Source organism: Polynucleobacter sp. MG-6-Vaara-E2 (assembly GCF_018687695.1).
In the GTDB taxonomy this organism is placed as follows: Bacteria; Pseudomonadota; Gammaproteobacteria; order Burkholderiales; family Burkholderiaceae; genus Polynucleobacter.
On sequence record NZ_CP061303.1, the window covers coordinates 853,480 to 870,669 of the forward strand.

Annotated in this window: 13 protein-coding genes; 8 read left to right on the forward strand and 5 right to left on the reverse strand. The window is 45.7% G+C overall.

The annotated features are described in order from the left end of the window. Positions 1 to 2: 2 nt before the first annotated feature. The 3 genes from nuoN to ICV38_RS04530 all read left to right on the forward strand — a co-directional run bounded on the left by nuoN (position 3) and on the right by ICV38_RS04530 (position 2,807). Positions 3 to 1,502, forward strand: coding sequence for an NADH-quinone oxidoreductase subunit NuoN (gene nuoN, locus ICV38_RS04520; RefSeq protein ID WP_215382536.1), 1,500 nt, complete (start codon positions 3 to 5; stop codon positions 1,500 to 1,502). Between the two features lie 142 nt (positions 1,503 to 1,644). Continuing rightward, entirely contained in the window at positions 1,645 to 2,244 is a 600-nt protein-coding gene (locus ICV38_RS04525; RefSeq protein ID WP_215382537.1) for an NUDIX domain-containing protein, read from the forward strand. A gap of 65 nt (positions 2,245 to 2,309) precedes the next feature. Next, positions 2,310 to 2,807: a DUF1178 family protein gene (locus ICV38_RS04530; RefSeq protein WP_215382538.1), complete on the forward strand. Its 498-nt coding sequence runs from the start codon at positions 2,310 to 2,312 to the stop codon at positions 2,805 to 2,807. A gap of 74 nt (positions 2,808 to 2,881) precedes the next feature. Here ICV38_RS04530 and ICV38_RS04535 read toward each other — a convergent pair whose 3' ends face one another. Next, on the reverse strand, positions 2,882 to 4,402 hold the full coding sequence (locus tag ICV38_RS04535; protein WP_215382539.1) for a CoA-acylating methylmalonate-semialdehyde dehydrogenase: 1,521 nt from the start codon (positions 4,400 to 4,402) through the stop codon (positions 2,882 to 2,884). A 162-nt stretch (positions 4,403 to 4,564) separates the two neighbouring features. Between ICV38_RS04535 and ICV38_RS04540 the strand changes: the two genes are divergently transcribed. Both ICV38_RS04540 and ICV38_RS04545 read left to right on the forward strand, forming a co-directional pair. Then, positions 4,565 to 5,686, forward strand: a complete 1,122-nt coding sequence (locus tag ICV38_RS04540) for an NADH:flavin oxidoreductase/NADH oxidase (protein WP_215382540.1) — start codon at positions 4,565 to 4,567, stop codon at positions 5,684 to 5,686. Between the two features lie 31 nt (positions 5,687 to 5,717). Beyond that, positions 5,718 to 6,695, forward strand: coding sequence for a tripartite tricarboxylate transporter substrate binding protein (locus ICV38_RS04545; protein WP_215382541.1), 978 nt, complete (start codon positions 5,718 to 5,720; stop codon positions 6,693 to 6,695). 32 nt (positions 6,696 to 6,727) lie between these two features. Here ICV38_RS04545 and ICV38_RS04550 read toward each other — a convergent pair whose 3' ends face one another. Then, positions 6,728 to 8,038 (reverse strand): amidase, encoded by a 1,311-nt coding sequence (locus ICV38_RS04550; protein ID WP_215382542.1) that lies wholly within the window; start codon positions 8,036 to 8,038, stop codon positions 6,728 to 6,730. Between the two features lie 71 nt (positions 8,039 to 8,109). Between ICV38_RS04550 and ICV38_RS04555 the strand changes: the two genes are divergently transcribed. The 3 genes from ICV38_RS04555 to ICV38_RS04565 all read left to right on the forward strand — a co-directional run bounded on the left by ICV38_RS04555 (position 8,110) and on the right by ICV38_RS04565 (position 12,021). Next, complete coding sequence (locus tag ICV38_RS04555; RefSeq protein WP_215382543.1) at positions 8,110 to 8,772, forward strand: SprT family zinc-dependent metalloprotease; 663 nt, start codon at positions 8,110 to 8,112, stop codon at positions 8,770 to 8,772. Between the two features lie 74 nt (positions 8,773 to 8,846). Then, the gene (locus tag ICV38_RS04560; protein ID WP_305848975.1) at positions 8,847 to 9,938 is read left to right on the forward strand and encodes a tartrate dehydrogenase; all 1,092 of its coding nucleotides are present in this window, start codon (positions 8,847 to 8,849) and stop codon (positions 9,936 to 9,938) included. A 19-nt stretch (positions 9,939 to 9,957) separates the two neighbouring features. Then, positions 9,958 to 12,021 carry a tetratricopeptide repeat protein gene (locus ICV38_RS04565; protein ID WP_215382544.1) on the forward strand — a complete coding sequence of 688 codons (2,064 nt, stop codon included), beginning with the start codon at positions 9,958 to 9,960 and terminating at the stop codon, positions 12,019 to 12,021. Here ICV38_RS04565 and dnaQ read toward each other — a convergent pair. Genes dnaQ through ICV38_RS04580 form a run of 3 tightly spaced genes read right to left on the reverse strand, consistent with a single transcriptional unit; the run spans position 12,018 to position 17,190 of the window. Beyond that, positions 12,018 to 12,728: a DNA polymerase III subunit epsilon gene (gene dnaQ / locus ICV38_RS04570; RefSeq protein WP_215382545.1), complete on the reverse strand. Its 711-nt coding sequence runs from the start codon at positions 12,726 to 12,728 to the stop codon at positions 12,018 to 12,020. The two genes, ICV38_RS04565 and dnaQ, sit on opposite strands and share 4 nt — an antisense overlap. After that, positions 12,728 to 15,826: an efflux RND transporter permease subunit gene (locus ICV38_RS04575; RefSeq protein ID WP_215382546.1), complete on the reverse strand. Its 3,099-nt coding sequence runs from the start codon at positions 15,824 to 15,826 to the stop codon at positions 12,728 to 12,730. Before ICV38_RS04575 ends, dnaQ begins: the two co-directional genes overlap by 1 nt. Next, positions 15,823 to 17,190 (reverse strand): efflux RND transporter periplasmic adaptor subunit, encoded by a 1,368-nt coding sequence (locus ICV38_RS04580; protein ID WP_215382547.1) that lies wholly within the window; start codon positions 17,188 to 17,190, stop codon positions 15,823 to 15,825. The genes ICV38_RS04575 and ICV38_RS04580 overlap by 4 nt, the downstream gene beginning before the upstream one ends.

Here is a 17,190-nt window from a genome sequence, read left to right on the forward strand (position 1 = left end):
AAATGCAAGCATTCGACCTATACGCCGTCCTGCCGGAACTCGTTTTACTTATTGCTACTTGCTTATTGTTGGTGGCGAGTGTGTATGTACGTGAGAGAGTTTCTTCTACTCCAGGTGTTGAGCAAGATATCTTCCATACTCCGCGTGGCGTTGGATTTGTCTACTTCTTCTCGTTGCTCTTGCTGATTTATCTGATTTTTGCTTTCGTTGGTCGATTGAGTGATGTGTCTCTCATCGCTATGAATGGCCTATTTCAATCTGATCCTTTATCCAATTTATTAAAGGCATGCTCTTGTGGCGCTGTATTGGTTAGCTTGATTTACTCAAAACAGTATTTAACTGATCGCGCTTTGTTCCGTCCGGACTTTATCGTGATGGTCTTGCTGGCGCTATTGGGTCAAATGGTTTTGATCTCTGGCGCAAATTTACTGACGCTGTATCTTGGTCTAGAGCTGATGGCCTTGCCAATGTATGCGTTGGTGGCAATGCGCCATACCAGTGAAAAGAGTGTTGAGGCCGCAATTAAGTATTTCATCTTGGGCGCATTGGCTTCAGGATTCCTCTTGTATGGTATGTCTATGCTTTATGGCGTGACCGGATCGCTAGACCTAATCGAGATCTTTAAAACCGTTGCTGACCCACGCGTAAACCATTTAGTGATGGCTTTTGGCTTGGTATTTATTGTTGCCGGTCTGGCATTCAAATTAGGCGTAGTGCCATTCCATATGTGGGTTCCTGATGTCTATCAGGGTGCACCGACTGCGGTGACCTTGATGATTGCAGGCGCTCCGAAGTTGGCAGCATTTGCGCTACTCTTCCGCTTGTTGGTCAATACCTTGTTGCCGTTGATGGGTGATTGGCAGCCAATGTTGGTATTGCTCGCCGTTCTTTCTTTAGTGGTTGGTAACGTCACCGCAATTGCGCAGACTAATGTCAAGCGTATGTTGGCTTATTCGGCGATCGCTCAGATGGGCTTTGTGATGTTAGGTATGTTGTCAGTATTTGATGATCATGCTTTTAGCGCATCAGTGTTCTATGTCATTACCTACGTTCTAACCACTCTAGGGACTTTCGGTCTTTTGATGGCGCTATCGCGCAAAGGTTATGACTGCGAGACTTTAGAAGGTCTTAAAGGATTAAACAAGAAGCATCCATGGTTTGCCTTTATTGGCCTAGTGATGATGTTCTCATTGGCTGGTATTCCACCAACAGTAGGTTTTGCGGCTAAATTAGGCGTGCTAGAAGCTTTAGTTGATGCTGAGCACACATTCTTGGCTGTTATTGCGGTATTGGCTTCTCTCGTAGGCGCTTTCTATTACCTCAGGGTGGTTAAGGTCATGTATTTTGATGAGCCTAGCCATGAAGCTAGTGTTTCTGGTTCGGGCTTTGCTAAGGGCTTGTTAAGCTTAAATACGATCTTGGTATTGGCGCTTGGGATTATTCCAGCTGGCTTAATGAGCGTTTGCTTGGACGCAATGCGTCGCACCTTATTGGGTTCGTAAGCCTTGTTTATCTCAATGCATAAAGGCTCCTTTGGGAGCCTTTATTGTTTGGGTTGTATATGCAGTGATATGACACTTAAATGACATCTGATTTCTGTACGATTGAGGAATAACAAAGATTACCTATGGTGAGAGATTGTCTATGACCGAAAAATTCTTTAAAGATTTGCCCCTTGGTGATCAGCACTTGCGAGAAGAGCGGGTGTCAGGTGAGGATATTTACGGCGGCATCTTTCTGAATATGAAGCGCGATCAAGTGCGCCTACCTGATGGTGAGCTTGCAGCGCGCGAATACTTAACTCATCCTGGCGCAGTTGCTGTGCTTGCTTTATTGGATGATGGCAGGGTGTTATTAGAACGTCAGTATCGTTATCCCATTGCCAAGGCTTGTATTGAAATTCCGGCTGGAAAATTAGAGATCGGCGAAGATCATTTGTTATGTGCTCAACGTGAATTAGAAGAAGAGACTGGTTATGCCGCCAGAAAGTGGAGCTATATTCGCCGCATTCACCCGGTGATTTCCTATTCAACAGAATTCATTGACATTTACTTGGCCGAAGACTTGGTAGCTGGTAATAGTCATTTGGATGATGAAGAGTTTTTGGATGTATTTGCTGCCCCTTTGGAGCAGTTGCTAGCCTGGGTAGAAGAGGGTGAGATTACCGACGTTAAAACGACCATTTCTGCCTATTGGTTGGATCGCTATCGTCGTGGCTTAGCGACTCCAAAGGCCATCAAATAGACGCTGTATAAAACCTATTAAAATAGATCTATTGAATTTGGCATTTTTGCCCCTATATAGGTCTTATGAAAGTCTACAACCTCGCTTGCCCACTAGATCATCGCTTTGAAGGATGGTTTTACTCTGAAGAGGACTGTCTTGCACAGCAGGATAAAGGTATGCTCGCCTGCCCAGTATGCGATAGCACGCAAATTGCCCGCATGCCTTCTGCACCCCATATCGTAAAATCATCATCCACCGCTTTAACTACACCAATTGCTACTGCCAATGAAGATATTGGCTCAGCTAGTGGTGATGTGGTTGCATTGACTGGTAGCGATCACTCTCAGCTAGAATCTCAAGTACAGGCTGCCTTTCTTAAAGGTATGCGTGAATTGATGGGTAAGTCAGAGGATGTTGGTACTTCCTTTGCTGAAGAGGCTAGAAAGATTCATTACAAAGAAGCGCCTGAGCGCAGTATTCGTGGGCAAACGACGCTGGATGAAGCAGAATCTTTAAGAGAAGAGGGTATTGAGGTGCTTGCCGTCCCGCTGATGCCTGCTTTCAAAAATACGCTGCAGTAATGCTTAGCGGAACTTGATAAAAAAATAGCGATCCGAAGATCGCTATTTTTATTTAGAGTCTCAAACTTGAGATCTTATTTTGAGGTCGGCATGACAAACTCTGCGCCTTTAGCAATGCTTTCAGGCCAGCGCTGCATCACACTCTTCTGCTTGGTGTAGAAGCGCACGCCTTCTTTGCCATAGGCATGCATATCACCAAACAGGGATTTCTTCCAACCACCAAAACCGTGCCAAGCCATTGGCACAGGAATAGGAACGTTGATACCAACCATGCCTACTTGAACACGACGTGCAAATTCACGGGCGATATTGCCATCGCTCGTAAAGCAAGCAACACCATTGCCAAACTCACAAGAGTTCACAAGGTTGAGCGCATCGGTAAAGTTGGCAACACGCAAGCAAGAGAGCACCGGTCCGAAGATCTCTTCGAGGTAAATCTTCATGTCTGGAGTGACGTTATCAAACAAAGTGCCACCTAAGAAGAAGCCATTTTCGTTGCCTGGAACCTTAAGTCCACGGCCATCTACCAATAACTTTGCACCAGATGCAACACCGCTATCAATATAGCCAGTAATGCGCTCTAAAGCTGCCTTGGTCACAATAGGGCCCATCTCGGCATCGAGCTCCATACCATTCTTCACTTTAAGGGTCTTGGTACGCTCAATCAACTTCGGCATGATCTTCTCGGCAACATCGCCAACTAATACGGCTACAGAGATCGCCATGCAACGCTCGCCAGCAGATCCATAAGCGGCGCCTACTAAGGCATCAATTGCTTTATCAATATCGGCATCAGGCATGATGACCATGTGATTCTTGGCACCACCCAACGCTTGGGAGCGCTTACCAAAGTGAGCGCAACGCTCATAGATGTAATTGGCAATCGGAGTTGAGCCTACAAAGCTAATCGCCTTCACATCTGGATTCTCAATCAATGCATCAACGGCTTCCTTGTCGCCCTGTACCACGTTGAATACGCCATCAGGAAGACCGGCTTCCTTGAGTAATTTCGCCATCAATAAAGAGGGTGATGGATCTGTTGGGCTAGGCTTGAGGATGAAGGTATTACCACAGGCAATCGCCATTGGGAACATCCACATCGGAACCATTACTGGGAAGTTAAATGGCGTAATGCCAGCAACAACCCCTAAAGGTTGGCGCATTACCCAGTTATCAATATCAGTAGAAACTTGTTCGGTGTATTCACCTTTGAGGAGCTCTGGGATACCAGTAGCAAACTCTACGATTTCAATACCGCGGGTTACTTCACCTTGTGCATCAGTAAATACTTTGCCATGTTCAGCAGTGATGATGGCTGCCAATTCATCACGGTTGGCATTGAGCAACTCTAAATACTTAAACATGATGCGTGCGCGACGCAGGGGGCTGGTCTGACTCCAGGTCAGGAAAGCCTTTTGGGCAACAGCTACTGCAGCATCCACTTCACTGCGGCTAGCCAAAGCTACCTTACGTGCTACTGAGCCTTTTGCAGGGTTGTAAATATCTGCGAAACGACCTTCTTTTGGATTGATAACAGATCCACCAACGTAGTGGCCGATATCTTCTTTTGATTCAAAGGCTTTTGGAGCGTTCATAGTCTTCAGTTTTAAGAATTGTTAATTATGGGGTAAAAAGCGTTAGGCTAGGGCGCCTGCACAACTTTGCTGTCTCGTTTATTCTGCTTTTTTTAGTATTCTATCGCTTTAAGGCAATTTTAGTATTTTTGACCCCATTTTTCCGACTTTTAAGGCATTTCCATGAGTCTTTTATTCTCCCCATACACCATCAATTCCCCTCGAGGAACCCTAGAGCTTGCCAATCGCATCGTTGTGGCCCCAATGTGCCAATATTCAGCGTCTAATGGCGAGGCTACTGACTGGCACCTCATGCACTGGGGCAATCTTTTAAATAGTGGTGCTGCACTATTTATTATTGAGGCAACTGGGGTGACTCCAGAAGCGCGCATTACTCCAGCATGTTTAGGCTTATGGGACGATCGCACAGAAGCTGCCTTAAAGGATAAATTGAGCCGAGCACGTCAATTGGCTCCAGCTACCCCCGTATTTATTCAGCTGGCTCACGCTGGTCGCAAAGCTTCCAGTGCGACCCCATGGGATGGCGGTCAATTGCTTTCAGTCGAACAAGGTGGGTGGGAGACCTTGGCACCTTCAGCAATTCCACAGCTTGATGGTGAACGTTTACCGCATGAACTTTCTAAGTCAGAGTTAACAGATCTCATTGATGCTTTTGTCACAGCTACTAAACGTGCTGATCGTATTGGGCTCGATGGCATCGAACTGCATGGTGCGCATGGATATTTATTGCATCAATTTTTATCGCCAATTGCTAACCAGCGTACTGATGAATACGGTGGCTCATTTGAAAATCGCATTCGTTTCCCATTGGAGCTATTTGCAGCAGTCAGAGCAGCCTACAAGGGTGTACTAGGTATTCGCATATCAGCGAGCGACTGGGTAGAGGGTGGTTGGACTCCGGAGGAGGCAGCGAGTTTTGCCAAACAACTTAAACCGTTGGGATGTGATTTTGTCCACATCTCTTCAGGCGGCATTTCTCCATTGCAAAAAATTGCTATCGGCCCAAAATACCAAGTGCCTTTTGCCAAAATTGTGAAAGAGCAATCTGGATTACCAACCATGACTGTTGGATTAATTACAGATCCACATCAAGCCGAAGAGATCTTGCAAGATGGCGATGCCGATCTCATTGCGTTAGCAAGAGCTTTCTTGTACAAACCGCGCTGGGCTTGGGAAGCTGCTGCTGCTCTTGGCGCCACTGTTACTGCAAATGAACGCTATTGGCGTTGTTTGCCTCGTGAGGCACAGGCAGTTTTTGGCGCAGTTAAGGTTGGTCAACGATAAGAGCATTAGATAAATTTCAGTGGAGATCGTAATGAAAAAGTTCCAATTTCTTTCTAAGGGTGTTCTAACACTCAGTTTGGCAGCGTTGCTGAATGTAGCCAGCGCTCAAAGTTTTCCAGATAGACCCATTGTGTTAGTTGTTCCCAATCCTCCAGGTGGTCTAGTAGATACTTCAGCGCGCCTGTTGAGTGAACCGCTTACCCGTGTAATTAGCCAGCCAGTGATTGTTGATAACAAACCTGGTGCCAGTGGTAATACTGCCTACCAATTTGTTGCTAAGGCAAAGCCTGATGGCTACACCTTATTAATTTCCTATTCTGGTTATCACGTTGGAAATCCTGCGCTCATGGATAAACTTCCGTGGGATCCGATTAAGGATTTTTCACCAATCGCTTTGTTAACGGTTTCAACGAATGTGATTGCTGTACATCCTTCAGTACCAGTGAATAACTTAAAAGAATTTATTGCTTATGCCAAAGCCAATCCGGGCAAACTGAACTATGCCTCGCAAGGTAATGGCTCTGTATCTCACATCGGAACTGAGATGTTTAAGCAAACTACTGGCGTTGATATGGTTCATGTGCCTTACAAAGGATCAGGCCCGGCCATTCAGGATGTTTTGGCTGGTCAGGTACAGGTATTTATCTCAACACCACCCTCTGTAATGCAGCATGTTCAAAGTGGCAAACTCAAAGGTTTGGCGGTGACTGGTAAGAATCGACATCCAGGCATGCCTAATGTCCCAACCACTGCTGAAGCGGGATTACCATCTTTTCAGTTGGAATCTTGGGTGGGCTTATTTGCTCCGGCAGGCACTCCAGCGTCAGTCATTGCTAAGCTCACAGACTCAGTTAAAAAAGGCCTAGCATTGCCAGAAGTCAAAGAGCGCGCCGACGCTGCTGGCGTAGAAATTCGCTATCAAAATCCGGCCGCAACCGAAGTCTTGGTAAAGAAAGAACTTCCTTACTGGAATAAGGTAATCCATTCAGCCAACATTACCTTGGACTAGAGCCTGAAAGCATTTCATTATTTTAGAAATGACTAAGCCTGATCTCGCAAAACGGGATCAGGTAAAGCAAGTGCAAAGGCTCTAGCAGTGCTAAGTAAAAAGCGATCTTTACCAGGGCCGGCGATGAGTTGTATGCCAACTGGTAGGCCATTGACGCCGCTTCCAATATTCAAGTTGATGCAGGGCAATCCGAGTAGGGTCCAGATTCTGCAAAAAATTGGGTCACCAGTACCATCCTTTAATAAAGGGGCTTCGCCGACTGCGCTAGGGGCAATAATCAAATCTACCTGATTATTCATCAGCTCAGCTATCCAAAATTGCGCGGCTTTGGCGTGGTCTAAGTCTTGTGAATATTGCGCATAAGTAATCATCGCACCATCGGTAAGTTGCTTATTGATTTGAGCGCTCATTTTTTTAGAGTAATGATCTCGCTCAAACGCTAGACTACGAGACATTTCGCTCAGCATGATGCGCGTTTGTGATTCACGCAGATGATCAAAAGTCTTAGGGAGAGACAAATCCTCAACCTTTCCTTTAGCAATACTCTCTGCGCTAAAGCGAGCCAGTGCAATTGCACTGACAGTGTCTTTGCTGGCTAATTCCCAGTCTGGGGTTTTGCATATGGCAATCCGCAGTTTGTTGTGGAGGTCATCAACCGTTGCCAGCCCATGATCACCACTCATTGCAGCAACTCCAAGTGCAACATCTTCAACCGATCTGCCAAAACATCCGAGCGTATCCAATGAGGGTGCTAAGCTTTTCACGCCGGCGACACTGATTTTTCCAAAGCTCGGTTTATATCCAACGACGCCACAAAAAGAAGCGGGGCGAATAATCGAACCTGCGGTTTGACTGCCGGTGGCAATCGGTACCATCAAATCGGCTACTGCTGCAGCTGAGCCGCTAGAGGATCCACCGGGAGCATGTTTTTGATCGAGGGGGTTGGTTGTCGGACCGCTTTTGAATGAAGCAAATTCAGTTGTGACGGTTTTCCCTAGAATTATTCCGCCAGATTGACGCATGAGTGCTATTGAGACTGCGTCCGTGCTGGGGTAGTGGTTGGCGTAAATAGGGGAGCCATATGCTGTTGGTAGGTCGTAGGTGTCATAAAGATCCTTCACGCCGATAGGTAGCCCATGCAGAATGCCTTTTATAGGTCCCTTATCAAGGGCTTTGGCGCGTGCTAGGGCATTTTCTTTACTTAGGCTAACCCAGGCTTTAACGGTGCTCTCACGCTGCCCAATACGGTCAAGACAGGATAGCAAGAGGTCAGCAGCTTTAATCTCCCTTTTGGCCAGGGCTTTTGCTGCCTGGGACGCGCTGAGACTTTCCAAATCTTTCATTCATCTATTCTACTTTTGGTGGCGTATGATCGCAATTTACCGTTTTTAACCTTTCTGATATCTGCCTATAAATGAAGCAACATTCTGTCCGTGAAGCGTGGCTAGAGGATGCCGTAAAACATCTTGAGCCTGTATTTTCAAAAGCTGGCTATGCAATTCCGCCTGTAAGAGTTTCTTGTGGATTTCCTGCCTCCAGTAGCCCAAGAACTACCTTGGGTCAGTGTTGGCCGCGCGAACGTTCCGGTGGAGGAGTCAATGAGATATTTATCTCTCCAAAAATTGATGATCCAGTACAGCTGCTCGATACCTTGGTGCATGAACTCTGTCATGCGGTTGACGACTGCTTTAGTGGGCATGGAGAAGATTTCAAAGGTATCGCTCAAACGGTGGGTCTTGAGGGGCCTGCGAGAATGGCGCATGCCACTGAAGAGTTAACCGTCAAGCTGATGATGATTAGTCAGGAGCTTGGACCTTATCCACACCAAGCAATTGTGTTTCCACCACCAAGACCGTCAAACGCTAGTAGAAGCAAAGCTAAATGCGGTCAGTGTGGCTATGAAGTGACTTTATTAAAAAAATGGGCTAGCTATGGCGCACCTATTTGCCCCAAAGACAATATCCGAATGCAAGAAGATATCCCTGAGACGATTGAAAATACTAGCGACCATGACAGCGACTCGGTTGGCAAAAGCTCTAAGGCGGCTCCAGACGAGATTCGACGCGCGATTAGTTAAGCCATAAGTGAGTAAAATTACTTTATAGAGCCTAAATTAGCTTACCCATCCATATAACTAGAGACTACAAGCACATGAATGCAAAAAAAATCTTTAAGAACCCCAAAATTGCCGTGATCCCAGGTGATGGTATTGGTAAAGAAGTTATTCCTGAGGGGGTTCGTGCTCTTGAGGCTGCCAATCGCAAATTTAATATTGGCATGCAGTTTGACCACTTTGATTTTGCAAGCTGTGATTACTACCTAAAGCACGGCAAGATGATGCCGGATGACTGGTTTGATACGCTCATGAAATACGACGCTATTTTCTTTGGCGCAGTCGGCATGCCTGATATTCTGCCTGATCATGTTTCATTATGGGGTAGCTTGATCCAATTCCGTCGTGGCTTTGATCAATACGTAAATTTACGTCCAGTGCGTTTATTGCCGGGCGTGCCATGCCCCTTAGCTAATCGCAAGCCAGGCGATATTGATTTCTTTGTGGTTCGCGAGAACACTGAAGGTGAGTACTCTAGTGTTGGTGGAAAAATGTTCCCTGATACCGATCGCGAGTTTGTCATTCAGGAATCCATTTTTACAAGACAGGGTGTTGATCGCATCTTGCAATACGCTTTTGATCTTGCGCAGAGTCGCCCTAAGAAGCATCTGACTTCAGCCACTAAATCTAATGGCATTGCTATCACTATGCCATATTGGGATGAGCGTGTAGAGGCAATGTCTAAGAAGTTTGCCGATGTGCGCACCGATAAATACCATATTGATATTTTGGCAGCGCACTTTGTCATGAACCCAGACCGCTTTGATGTTGTTGTTGCTAGCAATTTATTTGGCGATATCTTGTCTGATTTGGGTCCAGCTTGTACTGGCACGATTGCTGTAGCCCCATCTGGCAGCATTAATCCAGAAGGTAAGTTCCCCTCACTATTTGAGCCAGTTCACGGATCGGCTCCAGATATCTACGGCAAGATGATTGCTAATCCGATTGGGCAGATCTGGAGTGGTGCAATGATGTTAGACCACTTGGGCTATCCAGAGGCTGGTAAAGCGATCTTCACAGCGATTGAAAAAGTTTTGGCTGCTGGTCCTGGGCATGCCCCGTTAACACCAGATTTAGGCGGCACTGCTAAAACAGATGACCTTGGCAAAGCAATTACTGCTGCTATCTAATCACGTGATTCTTTAATGCATGGCTCAGCCGTACGCACCTTTACTCCAGCAGATGTTGCTGGAATTTCAAAATCAGCGTCTGGAATCAGCTGAGCGCATCGCGCGCTCCATTTTACGAGTTAACTCTAAAGATCTTGTAGCCCTTCAGGTTCAAGGCCTGTGCATGGCGATGCAAGGTCGAGTGACTGAATCAGTTGAACCGTTTACAAAAGCAGCGAGTTTAGATTCAAAAAATGCAGAGCTCCTCAATAACCTGGCTAAAGCACAACATGAGTCTAATTTATTTAGAGAGGCTACCCAAACCTACGAGAAGATAAATCGCCTGATGCCCAATAATCCGCATGTGTTGACGGATATGGGGACTTCCTACGCAAAGTTAAAGGGCTATGACAAGGCTATGTCTCTATATGATCAGGCGATTCAATTGCAGCCTGACTACTACCTAGTTTGGTCCAACCGAGGCAATTTACTATCAGACCTTAGCTATAACGCTGAGGCGGTAGATAGTTATCAAAAATCACTTGAGCTCAATCCAAATTATCCAGAGGCATGGACCAATTTTGGGAATTCATTATTCAATCTAGACCGTTTTGAAGAGGCTAGACTAGCTCATGAGAGGGCCTTATCTCTAAACCCCAATTATTCAGAGGCTTGGTCTAACCACGGCAATGCATTACTTGAGCTGAAGTTGGGTGAAGAAGCCTTTGAAAGTTATCAAAAGGCATTCTCCTTAAAACCATTGCATCCCTATTTGATTGGGCAGTTACTCTCTACCAAGTTAACGTCCTGCATTTGGAATGACTCAGAGCCGACTGTTCCTCAAATGCTCTCCTTGCTGAGTGATGGCAATCAGGTGACTATTCCCTTTGCCTTGCTCCAAACTCCAGCCAGCCTAGAGCTCCAAAAACGTTGTGCACAGATGTTTATTGCGGATCGTTACCCAGCACTAGATTCTCAAGTAGTTCCTAGCCCAAACAAGAATCCAAATCAAAAGATCCGCATTGGTTATTTCTCATCAGACTTTAAGAACCATCCAGTTGGTATCTTGATGGAAAATCTGATTCGTTATCACGACAGATCTCGCTTTGAGGTTTTTGGATTCTTCCTTAATAGAAGAGTCGGCGATGAGGTGGAAACTAGCCTCGTATCAAGTTTTGATCAATCGATTGAATTATTTGGTCTCAATGATGTTGTTGCAAAGAATCTTATTCTTGAACAAGGGCTGGATATTGCAATAGATCTCAATGGTCATACTGCAGGAGCGAGAACCGGCTTATTTGCTAAAAAAATTGCACCCGTGCAGATTAACTATTTAGGGTATGCGGGAACTTCAGGGTCAGACTTTTACGACTGTCTCATTGCCGATGACATTGCAGTTCCAGTAGATCATCGCATTCACTACACCGAGAAGATTGCCGTTTTGCCTCACTCATTTTTTCCAGTAGATACAAGCATTACGCTTGATCAACTCGGCCCACTGCCAAGTAGGGAGAGTCAAGATCTTCCTGAGTATGCATTTATCTTTTGTTGCTTTAACAACCCTTACAAAATCACACCGCAGATCTTTGATGTTTGGATGGGGCTTTTAAAACAAATCCCTGATAGTATCCTTTGGCTTTCAAAAACCTCAGAGAAGGCGATGAAGAATCTTCGGGCTGAGGCAAATGCGCGAGGAGTGGATTCTGAGCGCATTATTTTTGCTACCAGAGTTCCCGCAAGAAAAGACCACCTTAGCCGATTGCGTCTTGCGGATCTATTTCTCGATACTCCTAACTACAATGCGCATGCTACAGCCGCTGATGCCTTGTGGGCAGGAGTGCCTGTGTTAACCCAGATAGGTGAGACGTTTGCAGGACGAGTTGCTGCGAGCCAGTTGTCAGCCTTAGGGATGTCTGAGTTAATTACTAAAACTCAGGATGAGTATTTCAGCAAAGCGCTAGAGCTCGCTAATAATCCGCAGCTATTAAAAGATCTGCGAAACAAGCAAGAGTTAAATCGATTTACAGCGCCCCTGTTCGATACCAAGCAATACGTTGCAAACTTAGAATCTCTGTATTTAAGTCTAATAGAGCAAAAGGCTTAATTGCTAATATTTGCGGGACTCCAAATGGGGTCTTTTTTGCAAGCTTTTGCAATTTCCGCAAGTATCTTTTCATGTTGCTCAAGATCTTCGTTGCTAGCGCCCAAAACTTTAAGGTTAGTTGGTAAAGCCCTAGCATGCCCATCAGAATCAGAACCCACGGTGTAATCAATTAAGTCGATCGAGAGATCTTCTTGACCGCGAGTCATCGCTATATAGACCTCAGCTAGTAGCTGGGCGTCTAAAAGCGCGCCGTGGAGAGTGCGATGCTCATTGCTAATACCAAAACGATCGCAAAGCGCATCCAAGGAGTTGCGTTTACCTGGAAACATTTGGCGCGCATCAAGTAGAGTATCGATAACCTTTGCGGCTAACCCTCGAAATGGAGGGCGCTTGAGAAGCGCGAATTCGTTATCAAGAAAGCCCAAGTCGAACGCAGCATTATGAATCACGATTTCAGCGCCATCAACGAACTCAATGAGTTGTTCTACGATATTGCCAAAAACAGGTTTATCAGAAAGGAATTCACGAGAGAGTCCGTGAACTGCAAAAGCACCGGCATCAATATCACGCTCGGGGTTGATGTAATAGTGAAAGGTACGATCCGTTAAACGTCTGTCAATGACCTCTACGCAGCCGATTTCAATAATGCGGTCACCTGTTGCTGGGTTTAAGCCAGTAGTTTCGGTATCGAGAATAACTTGACGCATTAGGTGCCCTCAAGAACTGATGGTGGAATTTCCATTGGACCATTGCCAGCATATTTATCGAGGTAGAGATAAATTACAGGGGTAATAATTAAGGTTACAAACTGAGAAAAAATCAACCCACCCGCAACACTGATACCTAAAGGCTGACGCAATTCAGCGCCAGCACCAATACCGAATGCAATAGGCAAAGCGCCCATCAAGGCTGCAAATGTGGTCATCATGATTGGGCGGAAGCGCAAGATACATGCTTCGCGAATGGCTTTTTCGGGAGTCATTCCCTGACTACGCTGTGCATCTAGGGCAAAGTCGATCATCAGAATCGCATTCTTCTTAACAATACCAATCAAAAGCAAAATACCAATCGAAGCAACTATCGTTAATTCAAAACCAAATAAGCGTAAGGAAAGAATTGCACCAATAGCAGCTGATGGTAAGCCAGCCAAAATAGTCAGCGGGTGAATGTAACTCTCGTAGAGAACGCCCAGAAGAATATAGATGACGCCCAATGCGGCAAAAATCAAAATCAACTGGCCCGATTGATTGCTCTTAAAGACAGCAGCATCACCGCCATAGCTAGTAATGATAGAAGGGGGCAAGTCAATTTGTTTGGTGTATTCCTCAATCTTCTTAGTGGCATCACCTAAGAAGACATCTGGCGCTAAATTAAATGATAGTGTTACCGCGGGAATTTGGCCTTGATGGTTCACCGCAGTTGGACCAATCGTGCGAGTAAATGTTGCCAGGCTCGACAGTGGAATTAACTTATCCGTGGCGCGGCCGCGAACAAATATCTTATTAAGATCAGTTTCGAACTGACGGTCATCCTCTGAGGCCTCAAGAATGACATAGTAAGTATTTACAGGGGTATAAATTGTTGAAACCTGCTTCTCACCGTAGGATGAATATAGCGCGGTACGAATGTCAGAAATCGAGACACCAGCACTCGCCGCTTTTTCACGGTTGATATCAATCTTGACGTTTAAGCCCTTGAGTTGAGAATCAGAAGTCACGTCACGGAACATCGGGTCAGCCCGCATTTTTTGCATGAGCTTATCCGCCCATTCGTTCACGCCCTCAAAACCAACACTTTGTAAAATGAACTGGTAACGGGATTTACTATTTTTACCGCCGAGTTGGAGGTTTTGCACGGGACGCATGTAGACCTGTAGTCCAGGTAGCTCCTTAAATTTAGCGCGCAAACCTTCCAGCACCTTAGACATCTTTTGGCGATCGGCCTTATTTTTCAAGATGATGAAGATACGGCCTGTATTCGTACCAGAGCTTGCGCCACCTCCCACAATAGAGATGGAGCTGGCGACGTTCGGATCGGTGTTAACCAGCTCAGCCGCTTTATCTTGTAAAGCCAGCATCGCTCTAAATGAAATATCTTCCGATGCCTCAGTTGTTGCCTGAATTTGGCCAATATCTTCCTCTGGGAAAAAGCCCTTTGGACTATTGATAAATAGGACAACGGTAATCACAAAAGTAGAAGCCGCACCCCAAAGCACTTTCTTACGATTCTTTAGTGCTAAATCTAAATAGTGAATATAGGTCTTGAGCATCCAATCAAAGAAGCGATCAAATTTCTTGTTAATCGCATACTCCTTGGCATGCTGTCCAGGTTTTGGCAAAAAGCGACTGCAAAGCATCGGAACCACAGTGAGAGAAACAATTGCCGATACCAGAATGGATAGCGAAACCACAACTGCAAATTCCCTAAATAACAAGCCAATAGGACCCGCCATGAAGAACAGTGGGATAAACACTGCTACTAGTGAGATTGAGATTGAAATAATGGTGAACCCAACTTCTTTACTACCCTTTAAAGAGGCTTTCAGCGGATCCATGCCTTCTTCAACATAGCGCATGATGTTCTCAAGCACCACAATCGCATCATCAACTACCAGGCCAACAGCCAGAGTAATGCCAAGTAAAGAAATGTTATCTAGGCTATAGCCCAAGAAATACAGCAAGAAGAATGCACCAATCAATGAAATAGGCAGGCTGATCGATGGTATGACTGTTGCTGATACATGTTTTAAGAATAAGAAGATAACAAGAACTACCAAGAGCACAGTTAATGCCAGGGTGTAGTTCACGTCATGAATCGCCTCAATAATCGACAGTGAGCGGTCATTGAGTAACTGGAGCTTGATGGACTCCGGCATTTGCTTTTGTAGCTCGGGCAATAATTGCTTTACCGATTTCACAACCTCTACGGTATTAGCGCTAGGTTGACGCAAGATAGCAATCGCGATGGAGCGTTCACCATTGGCGCTTGCCAAGGTCTTCACATCTTCATAACTCTCAGAAACCTCAGCAATATCTTTCAAATAGATGGGCAAACCATTTTTCTGGCTAATGATGAGATTACCGAATTCTTCAGGCCTAACTAATTGTGGGTTGGCATAAATTGTGATGGCCTGACGGGGTCCATCAAGAACGCCCACCGGGCTATTAGCATTTGCTTTATTGATGGCAAGGGCTACATCATCCATGGTGAGATTACGATTGGCCAAAGCATCAGGATGAGCGCGGACGCGAACCGCATAACGCTTTGCACCATAGACCAACACCTGAGCAACACCACTAATAGTGGAGATATTGGGTGAAAGCAAATTTTCGGCGTATGCATTGAGATCGGACAGGTTGACTGATGGCGAGCTCATACGAACAACTAAGACTGGCGTATCTGCTGGATTCACTTTTCGATAAGACGGTGGAATTGTCATCTCAATCGGCAAGCGCTTTTGTGCGCGCAATAGCGCTGCTTGAACGTCCACGGCCGCTTTATCAATATCACGATCATTGTTGAATTCGAGCGTAATACTAGTGCTGCCTAGAAAGTTTGTTGAGCTAATGACGGTGATGCCGTCAATAGTTGAGAATTCTTTTTCCAATGGAAGCGCAACAGACGCAGCCATATTCTCAGGCGATGCACCTGGTAGCGAGGCGCTTACTGAAATAATTGGTGAATTAAAACTTGGTAGCGCAGCTACCGGAATTTTTAAATAGGCAACTGTGCCTGCGATCACGGTTGCTACGGAAAGCAACACGGTCATCACGGGCCGCCGAATACATAACTCGGATAGCGTCATTTTTTGTCTGTAGTGCTTGGAGTAGCTGGAGGCGTGGCCGATGCAGCAGGCTGGGCTGGTGCACTGGGTGCTGAAGGAGTTGATTCTGGTTTAGCCCCTGGCTTCTCACTAGACTTCGCCTCGCGTGTTTTGCCCCCCGGACGAAGGTTTTGCTTTCCTTCGACCACAACCTTATCACCTGCCTGGATGCCGGTGATGACAGAAGAGCCTTGATAGTCATAAACCACTTTGACTGGTACTAGACTGGCTTTGCCTTCTTTATCCAAGGTGAAGACAAATTTCCCGCGTGGATTGATGACCACTGCCTGAGAGGGAACAGATAGGGCATCCTTTAAATCGCTGGCAACCAAAGAGACGCGTGCAAATTGACCCGGGAGCAATGTCATTGAGTCATTCGGAATTTGCGCTTTAACTCGTACGGCTGCAATGGATGGATCTACTTGGTTATCAACCACCAATACTGTGCCTTCATAAACCTTCTTGCTTGAATCGCCTACGGTGACCTTCACTTTTAAGGGCTCACCATCCAATTGATTTTCAAGTAGCGTTGGAATATCTTTTTCTGGGATAACAAACTGCACATTAATAGGATTTAATTGGGTAATGGTGACCATTGATCCAACACTGGAGGTGGCAGTTGAACTGGTTGCAGTAGTGACGACGTTACTTGCTTGTACCAAAGAACCAGGAAATACGTTCACGATACCGGCACGTCCATCAATTGGTGAGCGGATGTAGTCAAATGAAAGTTGAACTTCAGCTGCTTTAGCTGCGGCTTGGGCGGACTTGGCATTCGCTAAGGAGGTCTCTAAACCTGCTTTAGAGATAAAGTTCTTAGCAACCAACTCCTTGGCGCGTAAATATTGCTTTTGGGCGTCATCAGCTAATGCCTTGAGCTTTTCATAATTTGCCTTGTCGTTGCGATCATCAAGGGTAAATAGCAGATCGCCCGCTTTGACCTCCTGACCATCTTTGACATTGATCTTTGCTACTGTATTGCTGACCATTGGGCGTATATCAACAATGCTGTTAGAAACAATCGTTCCAGTAGCCTCAATGATGAGCGGTACATCTTTCTTTTCGACAATGACAGTTGTTACAGTCACTGGACCACCAGCTTTATCGGGCGCCGGGAAAAAATAGTCATAAGCTTTGGAGGCCGCGTAAAGAACGATGATGACTAATAAAATGCGCCACTTAAATTTCAGAATAAAAGCTTTAGTAGTAGGAACATCAAGCTGTTTTAATTTACCCAGCCGAGGCGATGCTTTTTGCCAAAGTGCGCACAAACGGGTCTTGCTGCCATTTTTCAGTTGACCTAACTTGGCGACAAGCTGATCGAGAGAAGATTCAATTTTTGACAC

What these genes read in the sequence shown, in the direction of transcription:
- nuoN (WP_215382536.1), top strand. Translation starts at nt 3, where the DNA reads ATGCAAGCATTCGACCTATACGCCGTCCTGCCGGAACTCGTTTTACTT.
- ICV38_RS04525 (WP_215382537.1), top strand. Translation starts at nt 1,645, where the DNA reads ATGACCGAAAAATTCTTTAAAGATTTGCCCCTTGGTGATCAGCACTTG.
- ICV38_RS04530 (WP_215382538.1), top strand. Translation starts at nt 2,310, where the DNA reads ATGAAAGTCTACAACCTCGCTTGCCCACTAGATCATCGCTTTGAAGGA.
- ICV38_RS04535 (WP_215382539.1), bottom strand. Translation starts at nt 4,402, where the DNA reads ATGAACGCTCCAAAAGCCTTTGAATCAAAAGAAGATATCGGCCACTAC.
- ICV38_RS04540 (WP_215382540.1), top strand. Translation starts at nt 4,565, where the DNA reads ATGAGTCTTTTATTCTCCCCATACACCATCAATTCCCCTCGAGGAACC.
- ICV38_RS04545 (WP_215382541.1), top strand. Translation starts at nt 5,718, where the DNA reads ATGAAAAAGTTCCAATTTCTTTCTAAGGGTGTTCTAACACTCAGTTTG.
- ICV38_RS04550 (WP_215382542.1), bottom strand. Translation starts at nt 8,038, where the DNA reads ATGAAAGATTTGGAAAGTCTCAGCGCGTCCCAGGCAGCAAAAGCCCTG.
- ICV38_RS04555 (WP_215382543.1), top strand. Translation starts at nt 8,110, where the DNA reads ATGAAGCAACATTCTGTCCGTGAAGCGTGGCTAGAGGATGCCGTAAAA.
- ICV38_RS04560 (WP_305848975.1), top strand. Translation starts at nt 8,847, where the DNA reads ATGAATGCAAAAAAAATCTTTAAGAACCCCAAAATTGCCGTGATCCCA.
- ICV38_RS04565 (WP_215382544.1), top strand. Translation starts at nt 9,958, where the DNA reads ATGGCTCAGCCGTACGCACCTTTACTCCAGCAGATGTTGCTGGAATTT.
- dnaQ (WP_215382545.1), bottom strand. Translation starts at nt 12,728, where the DNA reads ATGCGTCAAGTTATTCTCGATACCGAAACTACTGGCTTAAACCCAGCA.
- ICV38_RS04575 (WP_215382546.1), bottom strand. Translation starts at nt 15,826, where the DNA reads ATGACGCTATCCGAGTTATGTATTCGGCGGCCCGTGATGACCGTGTTG.